The 13,388-nt window shown below is 55.8% G+C and carries 16 protein-coding genes and 1 other RNA gene; 3 read left to right on the top strand and 14 right to left on the bottom strand.

Features of this window, described 5'->3' with window-relative positions; all coding sequences use genetic code 11:
- The 5 genes from EDF78_RS13510 to EDF78_RS13490 all read right to left on the bottom strand — a co-directional run.
- Positions 1–1,313: DUF6531 domain-containing protein (locus EDF78_RS13510; protein ID WP_133823287.1), on the bottom strand; the 1,313-nt coding region annotated here is incomplete at its 3' end.
- A 418-nt stretch (positions 1,314–1,731) separates the two neighbouring features.
- Positions 1,732–2,307: a division/outer membrane stress-associated lipid-binding lipoprotein gene (dolP, locus tag EDF78_RS13505; RefSeq protein ID WP_119822427.1), complete on the bottom strand. Its 576-nt coding sequence runs from the start codon at positions 2,305–2,307 to the stop codon at positions 1,732–1,734.
- Between the two features lie 9 nt (positions 2,308–2,316).
- Positions 2,317–2,907 (bottom strand): DnaA initiator-associating protein DiaA, encoded by a 591-nt coding sequence (gene diaA / locus EDF78_RS13500; RefSeq protein WP_013577230.1) that lies wholly within the window; start codon positions 2,905–2,907, stop codon positions 2,317–2,319.
- Between the two features lie 30 nt (positions 2,908–2,937).
- Complete coding sequence (locus EDF78_RS13495) at positions 2,938–3,306, bottom strand: YraN family protein (RefSeq protein WP_095924440.1); 369 nt, start codon at positions 3,304–3,306, stop codon at positions 2,938–2,940.
- Between the two features lie 65 nt (positions 3,307–3,371).
- Positions 3,372–5,408 (bottom strand): penicillin-binding protein activator, encoded by a 2,037-nt coding sequence (locus EDF78_RS13490; protein WP_133823286.1) that lies wholly within the window; start codon positions 5,406–5,408, stop codon positions 3,372–3,374.
- Positions 5,409–5,469: 61 nt separating this feature from the next.
- Here EDF78_RS13490 and rsmI point away from each other — a divergent pair, with 61 nt between their 5' ends.
- Positions 5,470–6,339 carry a 16S rRNA (cytidine(1402)-2'-O)-methyltransferase gene (rsmI, locus tag EDF78_RS13485; RefSeq protein ID WP_095924442.1) on the top strand — a complete coding sequence of 290 codons (870 nt, stop codon included), beginning with the start codon at positions 5,470–5,472 and terminating at the stop codon, positions 6,337–6,339.
- A gap of 25 nt (positions 6,340–6,364) precedes the next feature.
- An RNA gene (gene rnpB / locus EDF78_RS13480) (RNase P RNA component class A) lies at positions 6,365–6,743 on the top strand.
- A 174-nt stretch (positions 6,744–6,917) separates the two neighbouring features.
- Here rnpB and EDF78_RS13475 read toward each other — a convergent pair.
- The gene (locus tag EDF78_RS13475; protein WP_133823285.1) at positions 6,918–7,622 is read right to left on the bottom strand and encodes a pirin family protein; all 705 of its coding nucleotides are present in this window, start codon (positions 7,620–7,622) and stop codon (positions 6,918–6,920) included.
- 110 nt (positions 7,623–7,732) lie between these two features.
- Here EDF78_RS13475 and EDF78_RS13465 point away from each other — a divergent pair, with 110 nt between their 5' ends.
- A complete protein-coding gene (locus EDF78_RS13465; RefSeq protein WP_095924445.1) occupies positions 7,733–8,641 on the top strand; it encodes a LysR family transcriptional regulator in 909 nt (302 codons plus the stop codon).
- A 54-nt stretch (positions 8,642–8,695) separates the two neighbouring features.
- Here EDF78_RS13465 and EDF78_RS13460 read toward each other — a convergent pair whose 3' ends face one another.
- The 8 genes from EDF78_RS13460 to EDF78_RS13425 all read right to left on the bottom strand — a co-directional run bounded on the left by EDF78_RS13460 (position 8,696) and on the right by EDF78_RS13425 (position 13,198).
- Positions 8,696–9,679 (bottom strand): glutathione S-transferase family protein, encoded by a 984-nt coding sequence (locus EDF78_RS13460; RefSeq protein ID WP_133823284.1) that lies wholly within the window; start codon positions 9,677–9,679, stop codon positions 8,696–8,698.
- A gap of 170 nt (positions 9,680–9,849) precedes the next feature.
- The gene (locus tag EDF78_RS13455) at positions 9,850–10,242 is read right to left on the bottom strand and encodes a DoxX family protein (protein WP_095924447.1); all 393 of its coding nucleotides are present in this window, start codon (positions 10,240–10,242) and stop codon (positions 9,850–9,852) included.
- Positions 10,243–10,480: 238 nt separating this feature from the next.
- The gene (locus EDF78_RS13450) at positions 10,481–10,765 is read right to left on the bottom strand and encodes a YqjK-like family protein (protein WP_095924448.1); all 285 of its coding nucleotides are present in this window, start codon (positions 10,763–10,765) and stop codon (positions 10,481–10,483) included.
- Complete coding sequence (locus EDF78_RS13445; protein WP_131693799.1) at positions 10,762–11,169, bottom strand: phage holin family protein; 408 nt, start codon at positions 11,167–11,169, stop codon at positions 10,762–10,764. The genes EDF78_RS13450 and EDF78_RS13445 overlap by 4 nt, the downstream gene beginning before the upstream one ends.
- A 2-nt stretch (positions 11,170–11,171) precedes the next feature.
- Positions 11,172–11,474, bottom strand: coding sequence for a YqjD family protein (locus EDF78_RS13440; RefSeq protein WP_013577208.1), 303 nt, complete (start codon positions 11,472–11,474; stop codon positions 11,172–11,174).
- A gap of 148 nt (positions 11,475–11,622) precedes the next feature.
- Positions 11,623–12,000 (bottom strand): DUF1090 domain-containing protein, encoded by a 378-nt coding sequence (locus EDF78_RS13435; protein ID WP_095924450.1) that lies wholly within the window; start codon positions 11,998–12,000, stop codon positions 11,623–11,625.
- Positions 12,001–12,134: 134 nt separating this feature from the next.
- Positions 12,135–12,518 carry an EnvZ/OmpR regulon moderator MzrA gene (gene mzrA / locus EDF78_RS13430; RefSeq protein ID WP_095924451.1) on the bottom strand — a complete coding sequence of 128 codons (384 nt, stop codon included), beginning with the start codon at positions 12,516–12,518 and terminating at the stop codon, positions 12,135–12,137.
- The gene (locus tag EDF78_RS13425; RefSeq protein WP_133823283.1) at positions 12,518–13,198 is read right to left on the bottom strand and encodes a DedA family protein; all 681 of its coding nucleotides are present in this window, start codon (positions 13,196–13,198) and stop codon (positions 12,518–12,520) included. Before EDF78_RS13425 ends, mzrA begins: the two co-directional genes overlap by 1 nt.
- Positions 13,199–13,388 lie beyond the last annotated feature (190 nt).

Genomic DNA, 13,388 nt, shown 5'->3' with positions numbered 1-13,388 from the left:
CTGCCGTCGGGGGCGGTGATGCCGCACAGGCTGCCGCTGGCGACGTCGAGGTCAAACTCGGTTTTACGCCCGGCCGCATCCGTGGTGGCCGTCAGGCGCCCGTGGCCGTCATAGTCGCTGTGCGTGGTGGTGCCGTCGGCGCGCTCATGGGTTATCAGGCGGCGCAGGCCGTTCTCACCGGCGAAGTGGTACACCTCGCGGCGCCCGAGGCCGTCGGTGACGGTGGTGCGGTCGGTGTCATACTCAAACCGGTAGTCCAGCCCGCCGGGGTTATGCTGGCGTATCACCCTGCCGTCCGCATTGTATTCATAGGTCGTCACCGGACGTCCCGCATAATGGTGAGCCACCATGCGCCCGGCGTGCTGCGCATCGTATTCAAACCCGCGCACCGCGACGCCCGCCCGGTCATACACGGCCGTCAGCTCGCCGCGCGGGCCGTACTCATAGCGCGCCAGCGGCGTCGCGGGAACGGCCGTAAAGCCGGGGGCGGAGAGCAGATGCACGGCGGTCAGGCGGATGCCGTCGTCGTCCGGGCGGGATAACGCCGGCAGCGCGAGGCGGGTCAGTGCCAGACGAAAGCGCCGCCCGGCGCCGTCCACCGCACCGGTGACCCGTCCGGCAAACTCACCGCCGACGTCGCGCAGGTAGCGCAGCTGGTGGCCGGTCCGCTCAGCCACGCACAGCAGCGGGCGGTGCACCGGCAGGGGGGCGGGCAGCACGGCGTCAGCGGCGGGCACCTGCGGGACATAGCCGAAGACCCACCAGGGCCCCTGCGGGCTGTTGCTGACAAAGTAGTGGTGGGTGTCTTCACGAAGACGCCGCGGCAGCGACTGCCAGAGCAAAAACAGCGCGTGGCGCGCGTCCGCCAGGTCAGCCGCGCCGCCGCGTGCCAGCCACAGCTTCTCGCTGCTGCTGTAGACAATCTCCCCGGCGCTCAGGGCGTCGAAGTGCAGGCTGCGGCCGCCGTTGTCGTTAAGGATGAGGGCGCGGGGACGGACCTGCAGGCTGACGTCAAACGCCCCCTGCCAGCCGGGGCCGAAGAGCCCGGCCGGACCGGGGGTGGGCGTGCGGTAGCTGCTGTAGCTGCGGTGAATGACCAGGGGGGCGGGCGCGGGGAGCGTCAGGTCGGTCTCGCCCGGCAGCACCTTGGCGCCGAGCGACGGGTTGACCGGATTGCCCTTTATGAGTCCGCCGGGACAGACCGAGCAGGCAATACCGGAAGGCGCACCAATCAGCACGCTGGCGGAGCCCTGAACTATCGGGCCGCCGTACAGCGTGGCATCGCCCTGACGGGCGGCGGGTTGTCCTGCCATCTCACATTCCTTATGTAAAATTAATCCTTACAGATGAAGGGGATTTTACGGCAAGACGCGGGAAGTTGCAGGCCGGAAAGGCAGAGAGTTCCGTTATAATTTTTGCCAAATCAGCATGAATTGCTAGGACAAAGTGAAGGGGGATAAAAAGTATTGCGTGCCTGAAAGATATAGCCAAGGAAGGCGTGACATCAGTATGAAGAACAGGGTACCGGTACTACGCAAGTTCAAATAATGTTTTCAGAAGTAGTTAAAGAGCATCGGATAGTGGGGAAGCCACGCAGAAATGCTGAAAATGTAAGTACGAGGGAAGCGGAATATTCCAGAGAAGAAAGGAGGAGAATAGGGAGGTTTCCTTCAAAAAAATAATGCCGGTCATCCTGAGCGACCGGCATTTAGCTGATATCTGTTGGAAGAGTTATTTAACGTAAGTAAACGCCGTGGTGACGTGTTTCACACCGCTCACGCCTGCCGCAATCCCTGCCGCTGATTTACCTTCTTCCTGCGTGACCAGACCCAGCAGGAACACTTCGCCGTTTTCGGTGGTGACTTTCACGTTAGACGATTTGACCGAGTCGCTGGTCAGCAACTGCGAACGGACTTTGGTGGTGATCCAGGTGTCCATTGACGCGGTGCCCATGCTCACCGGTTTACCAGTGCGGATTTCGTTATACACTTCCGTTGCGCCGTCGACACCCAATGCGATTTGTTTCGCGCGGGCGGCCATATCCGCAGTCGGTGCCTGGCCGGTTAACAGGACTTTGCCCTGATACGCGGTAGCCACGATACGGGCTTCATCTTTCAGTTGTTTATCTTTGCTTACCGCGTTGGAAACACGGGCTTCCAGCGTGCTGTCATCAACCTGAGTACCGACCGTACGCGGGTCAGTCGTTGTTTTTGTGGCAACGCCAGCTGCACCAACAACCGCAGCGGCGACACAGCCTTGTAACAGAAGGGCGCTTAACAATACAGCAAAGAGAGGACTCGCCTTCATTGGATCTCCTTAATCGTCCTGGTGTGGGAACAGCGTATTATCTATCAGGTCACAGAGACAGTTGACTGTGAGCATATGCATTTCCTGAATGCGGGCGCTGCGATGGGAAGGGATACGGATCTCCACATCATGTGGCCCCAGTAAACCCGCCAGCTCGCCGCCGTCATAACCTGTTAATGCCACAATGGTCATATCACGGGTTACCGCTGCTTCAACGGCTTTGACAATATCACGGCTGTTGCCGCGGGTAGAAATGGCCAGCAGAACGTCGCCCGCCTGACCTAAGGCGCGCACCTGTTTGGCATAAATTTCTTCATGCAGACGATCGTTAGCAATCGCCGTCAGCACAATGTTATCTGCACATAATGAGATTGCAGGAAGGCTCGGACGTTCAGTTTCAAAACGATTAATCAGACTGGCGGAAAAATGCTGAGCATTTGCCGCAGAGGTGCCGTTGCCGCAGCACAGAATTTTATTGCCGTTGAGCAGCGATTGCACCAGCGTCATCGCGGCGCGGGAAATCGCGTCTGGCAAGGCTTCTGCCGCCGCAATCTGAGTTTGGATACTTTCTGTAAAGCAGACTTTGATTCTATCCAGCACGGGTTTTCGTCCAGTCAGTCGTCGTAATATTTATTCCGCATTGAAGGCATCACGCAGCCATTCTATCTGGCTGCCGGTGATGGCAAAAACATCAAAACGGCAAGATGATGTGTCAAAGCTTGCATTGTGTCCTGCAAGCCAGAAGGACGCAGCGCGTAACAGGCGCTGCTGTTTTTGAACCGTTACGCTGGCTGCCGCGCCACCAAAACTGTCGTTACGCCGGTAACGGACTTCAACAAACACCCAGGTTTGCTGGTCACGCATGATCAGGTCAATTTCACCGGTACGGCAGGCCACATTGGCCGCCACAAAGGTTAACCCGGCTTTTTCGAGATAACGTCGTGCAAACGTTTCGTACTTATCGCCGCACGCCCGCGTTTTTGACAAAAAAGACTTCATCAGTACGTCCTTGTACCTGTAATGGCTGAGAATTCCGATCCCGGCGCGGCTGTTTCAGTTTTCTCTTAGGAAGAAACCGGCACCAGCGAACCCTGACGGTATTGCAGCCACGGCAATTTACGGTGGATCACACAGTTGCTATTGGCGCTCAGATCGCCGGTGCTGCCGGATACCTGGAAGCCAGGCAATGTGCGCATCTGGGAGAAATGATTCGCCAGACTCCAGGCATCAATCCCCATCGCGTAAAGGCGAACCAGCGAGTAGTCGTTACCAAATTTCGCGGTAGCTTGCTGCATCAGTGCCGGATTGCCGCCCGCCAGCAACGGAATATCGCTGAACTGCACGCCTTCCATTTCAAGACGATAATCCGGGCCTGCACCTGCCTGATAGCTGCGGGAGCTGGCGTAGACAGCCGGATGCGCGCGGCCATTCACGGCCAGATCCAGCATCGGTTTAATCAGCGTCAGTTCACTTTGCGTCGCCACCACGTAAACGGAATCCACGCTGCCACCGGTGCTGCCTTGTGTAATCTGGGCATCTGTCGGCGGAGCCGGGATGGTAATGCCACCAATCGTCACGCCCTGCGCTTGTGCCGGCGCGGCGGCATCAGTGGCGATGACCGGTGTACCGGTCAGACGGATACCGCTGCCGATAGAAGAACGCAATTCGCTGCCTGAACCGAGACCTTGTTTCAGAACGGTGCCGCCGCCCAGTTTCTGCCATTCGTTAGCAAAAGCCTGCGCGATACGGTCGCCGAAGTTGCCACGCGGAACCAGTAACAGCGGCATACGTTTCTGCTCAGACCACATGTGGCGCGCAGCATCCTGTGCCTCGTCTTCCGGCGAGAGCGCAAAGTAACAGATATTCGGGCTGTTTTTCTCAGTTTCTGGCTGATTGAGCGCTAAAACATTCAGCGGGGTCTGGTCAGAAGAGAGTTCGTTGACCTGATCTTTCAGCAGCGGACCGACAACCAGCGTCGCGCCATCCTGCTGCGCCTGCGTCAGCAGCGCGGCCAGAGGCTGACCGTTGGTGTCATACACTTTCACCTGCGCGTTGCTGCTGGCTACGGGCGCAGCGGCAGGGGTTGCCGCAGGCTGAGCCTGAGCAGGATCGGTTTGTGGCTGCGTGTCCTGCGCTGCGGCGTCTGGCGCAGAAGTGCTGACGGCTGCGTTCGGGTCGGTCTGATCCTGCGGTTGGGCGTTAGGATCAACCGGTGCCGCCTGTGGTGCTGGCTGGCTGACCTGACCGTTCATGGCAGCGGTAAAGCCCTGCTGAATGGCGTTACCGTAAACCTGTGCCGGACCGCTCATCGGCAGGAACAGCGCAATTTTACCGGTCGAGGCAGGCTGGAAGCTCAGCACATTATTGAGCTGCGTCGGCAGGTTTTTCGCTGCCGGGTTCACCGGATAACGGCGCTGCCAGTCTTTGATACCGGCTTTCAGCAGATCAGGATCCTGCTTGTTGCTTTGCCAGACGCTGAGTAAATCCAGCCATCCCTGCAAGGTATTTTCATCGGCATTGATCACGATGCTGTTGACGTCCTGCGCGGACATCTGGGTCAGCGCCATCCACGTTTGATCAATGTTGTCCTGATGGGGCTTGCCCTGCAACAGCGGTTCCTGCGCGATATAAGCGCGGATCAGGCCGAGGCTGGTGCGGCCCTGACTGGCATCGATTTGCGCCTGATAGTAACGCGCTTTCTGATCGTTGGTCAGGTTTGACGGGTCTATCTGGCTGAGTGTGGTTGCGGCGGCCTGCGCATTTTTCTGCGCCACCTGCACTTCTGCGCTGGTCAGTTTCTGCTCAACGCTTTGTGCGTCCGTCAGATTTTGCGGCACTTTCGCCAGTTGCTCAGCCGCCTGAGGCACTTTGCCTTCACGTATCAGGGCACGCACCGCAAGCAATTGCCAGTCAGCCTTGTTATCATCACCGCTTTGCTGCGCCTGCTGCAGATAATAGTCAGAGCTGCCGGATGCTGCACCCTGGACACTTTCAGTCGGTGCCTGTGGCGCCTGACCGGTACAGCTGGCAAGAAGCATCGCCACGATAATGGCAGGGAGTAAACGTCCCGAACGGGTACGAAAGGTCATTGAGGAAGGCATTCAGTTTCCAGTGATGTTTTTTCAAGATGCTCAATATTAAATCGGCAATCCGGATGAAACAATGAATCAAGACGATCAAGCAGATATTTCTGCGTCAACGCTGTACATCGTACCCACGCCAATTGGCAATTTAGGGGATATTACCCAACGCGCGCTGGCCGTTCTGAACAGTGTCGATTTGATTGCCGCAGAAGATACCCGCCATACCGGATTGCTGCTGCAACATTTCGCCATCAGCGCAAAAATGTATCCGCTGCATGATCACAACGAACAGCAGAAAGCCGAGCATTTACTGGCAAAATTGCAGGAAGGCCAGACCATTGCGCTGGTGTCGGATGCCGGTACACCGCTGATCAATGACCCCGGCTATCACCTTGTGCGTCGCTGCCGCGAAGCCGGGATCCGCGTGGTGCCGTTGCCCGGTGCCTGTGCGGCGATCACCGCGTTGTGTGCCGCCGGTTTACCTTCGGACCGTTTCTGTTACGAAGGGTTTCTGCCCGCCAAAACCAAATCCCGCAAGGATACGTTGCAGGCACTGATCGAAGAACCGCGCACGCTGATTTTCTACGAATCTACCCACCGCCTGTTGGACAGTTTGCAGGACATGGTGGAGGTCTGGGGGCCTGAGCGTTATGTGGTGCTGGCGCGGGAACTGACCAAAACCTGGGAAAATATTCACGGCGCGCCGGTGGGCGAACTGCTGGCCTGGGTGCAGGAAGTCGAAACGCGCCGTCGCGGCGAAATGGTGCTGATCGTTGAAGGCCATAAGGTGGATACCGAAGCCTTACCGGCGGAAGCCCTGCGCACACTGGCGTTGCTGCAAAAAGAACTGCCGCTGAAAAAAGCCGCCGCGCTGGCCGCCGAAATCCACGGCGTGAAAAAGAATGCGTTGTATAAATATGCGCTTGATGAGCAAGAGGGTGACAAATAGGGCGTAATACCCTATTATCCGCCGCGGAGTTGACCAGACAGTCGCCGCTTCTTTGCCGTCCCTTCCGGGGGAGACAGAAGGAGGGGAGGAAAGTCCGGGCTCCATAGGGCAGGGTGCCAGGTAACGCCTGGGAAGCGCGAGCTTACGACAAGTGCAACAGAGAGCAAACCGCCGATGGCCCGCGCAAGCGGGATCAGGTAAGGGTGAAAGGGTGCGGTAAGAGCGCACCGCGCGGCTGGCAACAGTCCGTGGCAGGGTAAACTCCACCCGGAGCAAGGCCAAATAGGGGTTCACATGGTACGGCCCGTACTGAACCCGGGTAGGCTGCTTGAGCCAGTGAGCGATTGCTGGCCTAGACGAATGACTGTCCACGACAGAACCCGGCTTAACGGTCAACTCCCTCGTCAAAAAGAAAGCCCGCGCAGAGCAATCTGCGCGGGCTTTCGTCTTTTTCCCGTCACCCTTCAAACTGCTGGTGCGCTGGCTGCCCTTACTCACCCGAATCACTGACTTCAGTAAGTTCATCGGGATTCATTCGTTTGCCGCCTTCCTGCAATTTGAATGATTTAGGGGACGTTCTACACCGGCATATCAATCAGCAGCGCCCGTAATGGCGTGCTGGCAGAAACGGTCAGGCTGTTTTCCTGATGGATAAACGCGCCGTCGCCGCAGGCCAGTTTTTGTGATTCGTGGCTGACCGAACCCTGCGCGTTAATCTGCCCGTGAATGGACTGCAAATAGGCGCGGGGTCCGCGAACGGGCAAGGTTATCTCTTCCCCCGCCGCCAGTGTCAGTTGGTGGATCCAGACATTTTGCCGCAGTTGCAGGCTGCCCGTTTCGCCGTCCGGCGAGGCCAGCAGGAAATGCGCGGCCTCCGGCAGCACCATTTTCTGGGTTAACGGATTCTCATGTTCCGGGCAGGCATCCAGCCACAATTGCATGCGCGTCAGCGGCTGGCTGGCGCTGGTATTGAGTTCGCTGTACGTGACATTCGCCTGTGTCGACAGCAACGCCGCTTCACCGGCGCTGACCCGGATACTGTTCCCATCGCTGTCGCGGTATTCCGCCGACCCCTGTAACACCAGATTCAGCACATCCACACGCGGATAGGTGCGTGGCTGGAAACTGGCACCGGGCGCCAGCACTTCCTGATTCAGGACGCGCAGGGACGCATAGCCCATCAGTTTAGGATCAAAGTAATGGCCGAAGGAAAATGTATACCGCGCCTGGAGCCAGCCAAAGTCAGCGGTACCGCACTCTTTTGCCGTTCTGCTGGTAATCATGGCGGTCGCCTCTCTTAAAAATTTCGATGTATAAATGGTAAGCGTCTGGACGTGTGATTGTTAGCCAGTTAATCTGGTCGCTATATTCAAATTTCCTGAAAGAGAAGAGAATGGCTAAGGATCGCGCACTCACACTGGAAGCCTTAAGGGTCATGGATGCGATTGACCGCAGAGGGAGTTTTGCCGCCGCCGCTGATGAGCTGGGCCGCGTCCCGTCTGCACTGAGCTACACCATGCAGAAACTGGAAGAGGAGCTGGACGTGGTGTTGTTTGACCGTTCAGGTCATCGGACAAAATTCACCAATGTTGGCCGGATGCTGCTCGAACGCGGGCGTGTGTTGCTGGAAGCCGCTGACAAACTGACGGTGGATGCCGAAGCGTTAGCACGTGGCTGGGAAACGCACATCACCATCGTTTGTGAAGCCTTATCGCCTGCCGCGCAGCTGTTCCCGCTGATTGAAAAACTGGCGCTGAAAGCCAATACGCAGGTTTCGCTGATCACCGAAGTGCTGGCCGGTGCGTGGGAGCGCCTCGAGCAGGGCCGCGCGGATATCGTGATCGCGCCGGATATGCATTTCCGTTCCTCGACTGAAATCAACAGCCGCAAACTGTATAAGCTGGTCAGCGTGTATGTGGCCGCGCCGGATCATCCGATCCATCTCGAAGCCGAGCCGTTGTCTGAAGTCAGCCGGGTGAAATACCGCGGGATTGCGGTGGCGGATACTGCCCGTGAGCGTCCGGTCTTAACCGTGCAGTTGCTGGATAAACAGCAGCGTCTGACCGTCAGTACCATTGAAGAGAAGCGCAAAGCCTTGCTGGCGGGATTAGGCGTGGCGACGATGCCTTATCCGATGGTGGAAAAAGACATCGAGGAAGGGCGTCTGCGGGTGGTGAGTGCGGAATATAACCGCGAAACTGACATTATTATGGCGTGGCGTCGTGACAGCATGGGCGAGGCAAAAGCCTGGTTCCTTCGGGAAATTCCCCGGTTACTGGCGACGCGGGAAGCGAAGTCATAGAGCAAGCCCATACCCACGCCTTCCCCCTGTGAAAGGGGAAGGCGCGGAACGAAATCAGAAACGGGTATCGCGGCCGTGCTCAGAGTCTAAATCCTGCGCCGGTCCGGTGGAAATGATGCCGTACGGATTGATGGTGGCGTGACTGCGGAAATAGTGATGACGGATGTGCGCGAAGTTCACCGTGTCGCGGATCCCCGGCATCTGGTAGATATCCCGCAGGAAACCGTATAGGTTCGGGTAATCGCTGATGCGGTAGCGGTCGCATTTAAAGTGCGTGACGTACACCGGATCAAACCGCACCAGCGTGGTCCATAAACGCAGATCGGCTTCGGTCAGATGATTGCCGGTCAGATAGCGGTGCTTGCCCAGTAACTCCTCGGCGCGTTCCAGCGCAGCAAACACGCCATCAACCGCCTCATCATAGGCTTCCTGAGACGTCGCAAACCCTGCCTTGTACACGCCGTTGTTGATCTGCGGATACACCCACTCATTAATTGCATCAATCTCTGAGCGCAACGCCTGCGGATAATAATCCCCGGCTTTGGCGCCGGTGGCATCAAATGCACTGTTGAACATGCGGATGATATCGGCGGATTCATTGCTGACAATGGTCTGCTGTTTTTTATCCCACAGGATCGGCACAGTGACGCGGCCGGTGTAATCGTTCTGCGCCCGCAGATAGATTTCATAGGCGTAATTCAGATCATACAAATCATCGCCAGTGGCAGCCGGGAAGTCGGTACCAAATGTCCAGCCGTGTTCCAGCATCAGCGGATGCACCACAGACACCGGAATAATGTCTTCCAGACCTTTCAGGGTACGCATCAGTAAAGTGCGGTGCGCCCACGGACAGGCCAGCGAAACATACAAATGATAACGGTCGCGTTCAGCGGCAAAGCCCCCGACGCCATGCTCGCCCGGCGCGCCATCCGGTGTGATCCAGTTGCGGAACTGCGCTGCTGAACGTTTGAAATGACCGCCGGTCGATTTGGTGTCGTACCAGGTGTCCTGCCAAACGCCATTCACGAGTTGTCCCATGTTTCCTCCTTTCCCATCCTCCTTTGAGCCGCTTTGATGCAACCCGAATGATTCAGGGGAGATGTGCAGATACGTCATAAAAAAGGGCGAGGTGATAAATCACATCGCCCTGCAGGTATTCTTGTCTTATTTCATTATAGTCTGGTTACTGCGCCCTGGTGTCGGAGCAATTACCAGTTTTTCTTGATCAGGCGGTCGATGCTGAATGCGCCAGGACCGGAAGCAAACAGGACGAAGAAACCACCCGCGATGGACAGGTTTTTCATGAACATCATCTGGTTCACGCCCTGTGCAAAATCAGTGTGGAAGATCAGGGCGGTCAGGATAGTAAAGATGGCCGTGATCAGCGCAGTAGTACGGGTAAAGAAACCAAACAGAATCGCCAGACCGCCGCCGAATTCAAGCAGGATAGTCAGTGGCAGGAAGAAGCTTGGCACGCCCATGGATGTCATGTAACCCGCCGTTGCGGTGTAACCGTTAATTTTTCCCCAGCCTGCAACAATAAACAGAATTGGCATCAAAATACGGGCAACCAGTAAAGCTGTGTCGTTTAACTTATTCATCATCATTCCTGTAGCCCAAATCAGGCTCAATTATTTAAGTATTACCGGTACGGTCGGAAAATGTTTCCTGCCGTTACCGCATCAGTTGATGACGAGATAATAAGTCGGATGAATAAGTTATGTTAGCAAGTAAATCTGTCTGAATGATTCAAATAAATTGAACAGCCACCAGATTGTTATTCAAAAAGAAAAGGGCTGCCTGTTTCCAGTCAGCCCTTTTTACAGGAAGGAGGTTGCGCTATTTGTTGCCGATGGTTTTACGGAACAATTTGACCGTACCCCAGATGCCGAAAGCACGCCGGGACCAGCGGATAACGGCACTGGGATGACGGATACCGTAAACCGCCAGCAGGCTTGAGCCTACGACCAGATATTTACGCATATCCACCAGTTTTACCCAGTAGTGATCCACTTTGGCAGTGGCCTCCAGCCAGTCTGAACCGGCCTGAGAAAGCTCGCCGCGCTGACGTTCAATCTTGCGCAGCAACCTGACTTTTTCGACAGCACGGTTCGGAATACTCATTGCTCGTCATCCTTTTCCAGCAGGGCACGATCGACGTCCAGTTGCTTACGGGTGAGGCTCAGCAGGGTTGAACGTTTGGCTTTCGCCAGCGTCATCGCGCCGAGGATCACGGCCAGAAGCAGTAAAACGCCGGTTGTCGTGGCTATCGCCGTCAGACGATAGGCCGGGTCAATGGCCCAGAATAAAACAACCAGCAGACTCATAAGACCAAAGGCAGTAAAGATCAGGGTAATGCCAGCCATGAGCAGCAATTGGAAAATATTGGCCTTTTCCTCTTCCAGCTCAACCACGGCCAGACGGACACGCGTTTCAACAATGCTCACCACCACGGTGGCGATGCGGGAAACGATGTCAAACAGCCCTTTACCCGGACCTTGCGGTGAAGGTTTGATCGGTTCAGGCATAATCAGCGACGGGCTAACAGAACGCCAATCACAACACCGACCGCGGCACCAATACCGACGCCCGTCCAGGGTTTTTCATGCACGTAATCGTCAGCTTTGCCGGCAATTTCTTTAGTCTGATAGGCAATTTTATCGCCTGTATCGCTCAGACGTTCGCGGGTATCTTTCAGCAGGGATTCTGCTTTGCCACGCAGTTTGTCGAGTTCAGCTTTCGGCTTGTCGGTAGAGGTCTGGAGAACTTCTTCCAGGGTGTCCGCCAATGACTTGAGTTCAGCGCGCAGTTGTTCTGATGTATTACTAGCCATGTGTAAGTCACTCCATACGTTAACTGATTCGAACTTTTAACATAGCGGATATTCAGGTGATCGCAAATGCGAATTGTCTGTTTCAAAAGGCAAGTTCACTGAAAAATCCGCTATGGCGTGAGACAAAATCTGTCAGGCTGACAAGCGATTAACGGCTTTCAGCCTCTTTCAGTTCAGACCTGGCTTCTTCCAGTTTTTGCTGTTTCTTGCTGATTTTCTCGTGATCACCGTTCGCCTGAGCTTCTTTCAGCTCCTGCTCACGTTCGGCAACTTTTTCACGTTTCTCTTCAACACGTTTCTGGTTTTCCGCTTTCAGACCCGCATCGGTGCAATGCGCCTGATTTTCGCGCAAGGCTTTCTCCAGACCGTCAACGCGGTTCTGGTTTTTATGCGCACGGGCTTCGTCGATCTGTTTCTGGATTTCCTGTTGCTTGGTGACGCAGCTTTCATGCTGAGGTGCGGCCAGAGCAGCGGTGGTGAACAGTAAGGCAGGGACAAGCGTGAGGGCAGATAAAGTGAGTTTCATCGTCGGGCTTCCTTTTGACCATTAAGTGAGTGTGGCACTTAATTCCATTTGTTGATGTGTTTTTTGAATAACTAGCCGCTCAATCATATCACCACTGAATATATGGTGATATGAGACAAATCCTGAGCGCTGGCTTATCCGAACTTGAGGCGGTCACGATCCAGTTTCGCCACCCAGGCTTTGGCGTGCGGCGGTTCGCAGTACTGGATCACGAACCCGGCAGGTAAAATATCCTGCAACACGGTTTCGGCCATTTTGCGTTGTGAGGCGGAATCCAGCTGTACCACAAGACCGTCGTTAAGCGGGGTGATGCTTTTGATATGAATGCCGCGCTGACTCAGGCCCTGATAGACATAAAAACCGTCGGGTAGCGCGACGCCTGCTCTGGCAGGACGGATTTGCAGGGCGCTGGCCGGCGCCGGAAGACGGGACACCGCCAGCCCGAGCACCGCGGCCGTGGCCAGCAGCATCAGCACCACAGGCCAGATAAATGAACGTTTGAGAAATCTGCGGCTCATTATGCGTTTTTGCCTTTGTTCTGGCGGTCGGCGTGTTTTTTACGCCACAGCATCACAATCGAACCGACCAGTCCGCCGATCAACAACAGCACCGGCAACAGCATCAGGCAGTTCATCACCTGATCTTCATATTTCAGGAACAGCGGCGTTTTTCCGAGGAAATAGCCCAGCGATGTCAGGATCAGGATCCACAGCAATCCGCTGACCCAGTTGAAAAACTGAAAGCGGCTGTTGCTCAGGCCAGACAGACCGGCAATCGTTGGCAGCAGGGTGCGCACAAAGGCCAGAAAACGGCCCACTAACAGCGCGGAAAGCCCGTGTTTATGGAAAAGCGCATGGGCGCGTTCGTGATAATGCACCGGTAAATGTGCCAGCCAGCTCTGAACCAGCCTGGTGTTGCCGAGCCATTTCCCCTGTGCGTAACTCAGCCAGCAGCCCAGACTGGCGGCGCTGGTGAGCAGGAAAATCGTCAGCGGGAAATTCATCGCGTCTTTGGCAATCAGTACGCCAACCAAAATCAGCAGGCTGTCGCCCGGCAAAAACGCAGCGGGCAGCAAACCATTTTCCAGGAAAATAATCATGAATAAAATCAGGTACAACGCCCAGACCAACTGCGGATTAGCCAGGGTTTTATAATCTTGTTGCCACAAGGCATCGATAAGCGAACTGATAATTTCCATCTGTGTCGTAAAACTCCATCATTTGCAGTGGGTCAGCGAAAAAAACATCAGCGGAGAATGTGTCTCGACGCAGCCTGTTTTGCTGATAAGGTCGCCTCTTCCCTGGCGGGCTTTCTGGTCAAACGCGGTTCGGGGGTTTACACGTTTTTCGGCGTGTTACACACGGCCTGAACGGGTAAAAAAAGTGGTC

The sequence above is a fragment of the Rahnella sp. BIGb0236 genome, from assembly GCF_004364755.1.
GTDB lineage: Bacteria > Pseudomonadota > Gammaproteobacteria > Enterobacterales > Enterobacteriaceae > Rahnella > Rahnella victoriana.
The sequence above is the reverse complement of the archived record's forward strand: the minus strand, read 5'-3'. Positions and strand labels throughout refer to the sequence as shown.

Excerpts from the sequence above, each read along its gene's own strand:
- rsmI (WP_095924442.1), top strand. The coding sequence starts at position 5,470 with ATGAATCAAGACGATCAAGCAGATATTTCTGCGTCAACGCTGTACATC.
- EDF78_RS13455 (WP_095924447.1), bottom strand. The coding sequence starts at position 10,242 with ATGAATAAGTTAAACGACACAGCTTTACTGGTTGCCCGTATTTTGATG.
- dolP (WP_119822427.1), bottom strand. The coding sequence starts at position 2,307 with ATGAAGGCGAGTCCTCTCTTTGCTGTATTGTTAAGCGCCCTTCTGTTA.
- EDF78_RS13475 (WP_133823285.1), bottom strand. The coding sequence starts at position 7,622 with ATGATTACCAGCAGAACGGCAAAAGAGTGCGGTACCGCTGACTTTGGC.
- EDF78_RS13440 (WP_013577208.1), bottom strand. The coding sequence starts at position 11,474 with ATGGCTAGTAATACATCAGAACAACTGCGCGCTGAACTCAAGTCATTG.
- EDF78_RS13435 (WP_095924450.1), bottom strand. The coding sequence starts at position 12,000 with ATGAAACTCACTTTATCTGCCCTCACGCTTGTCCCTGCCTTACTGTTC.
- EDF78_RS13450 (WP_095924448.1), bottom strand. The coding sequence starts at position 10,765 with ATGAGTATTCCGAACCGTGCTGTCGAAAAAGTCAGGTTGCTGCGCAAG.
- EDF78_RS13495 (WP_095924440.1), bottom strand. The coding sequence starts at position 3,306 with ATGAAGTCTTTTTTGTCAAAAACGCGGGCGTGCGGCGATAAGTACGAA.
- EDF78_RS13445 (WP_131693799.1), bottom strand. The coding sequence starts at position 11,169 with ATGCCTGAACCGATCAAACCTTCACCGCAAGGTCCGGGTAAAGGGCTG.
- EDF78_RS13490 (WP_133823286.1), bottom strand. The coding sequence starts at position 5,408 with ATGCCTTCCTCAATGACCTTTCGTACCCGTTCGGGACGTTTACTCCCT.
- EDF78_RS13465 (WP_095924445.1), top strand. The coding sequence starts at position 7,733 with ATGGCTAAGGATCGCGCACTCACACTGGAAGCCTTAAGGGTCATGGAT.
- mzrA (WP_095924451.1), bottom strand. The coding sequence starts at position 12,518 with ATGAGCCGCAGATTTCTCAAACGTTCATTTATCTGGCCTGTGGTGCTG.
- EDF78_RS13460 (WP_133823284.1), bottom strand. The coding sequence starts at position 9,679 with ATGGGACAACTCGTGAATGGCGTTTGGCAGGACACCTGGTACGACACC.
- EDF78_RS13425 (WP_133823283.1), bottom strand. The coding sequence starts at position 13,198 with ATGGAAATTATCAGTTCGCTTATCGATGCCTTGTGGCAACAAGATTAT.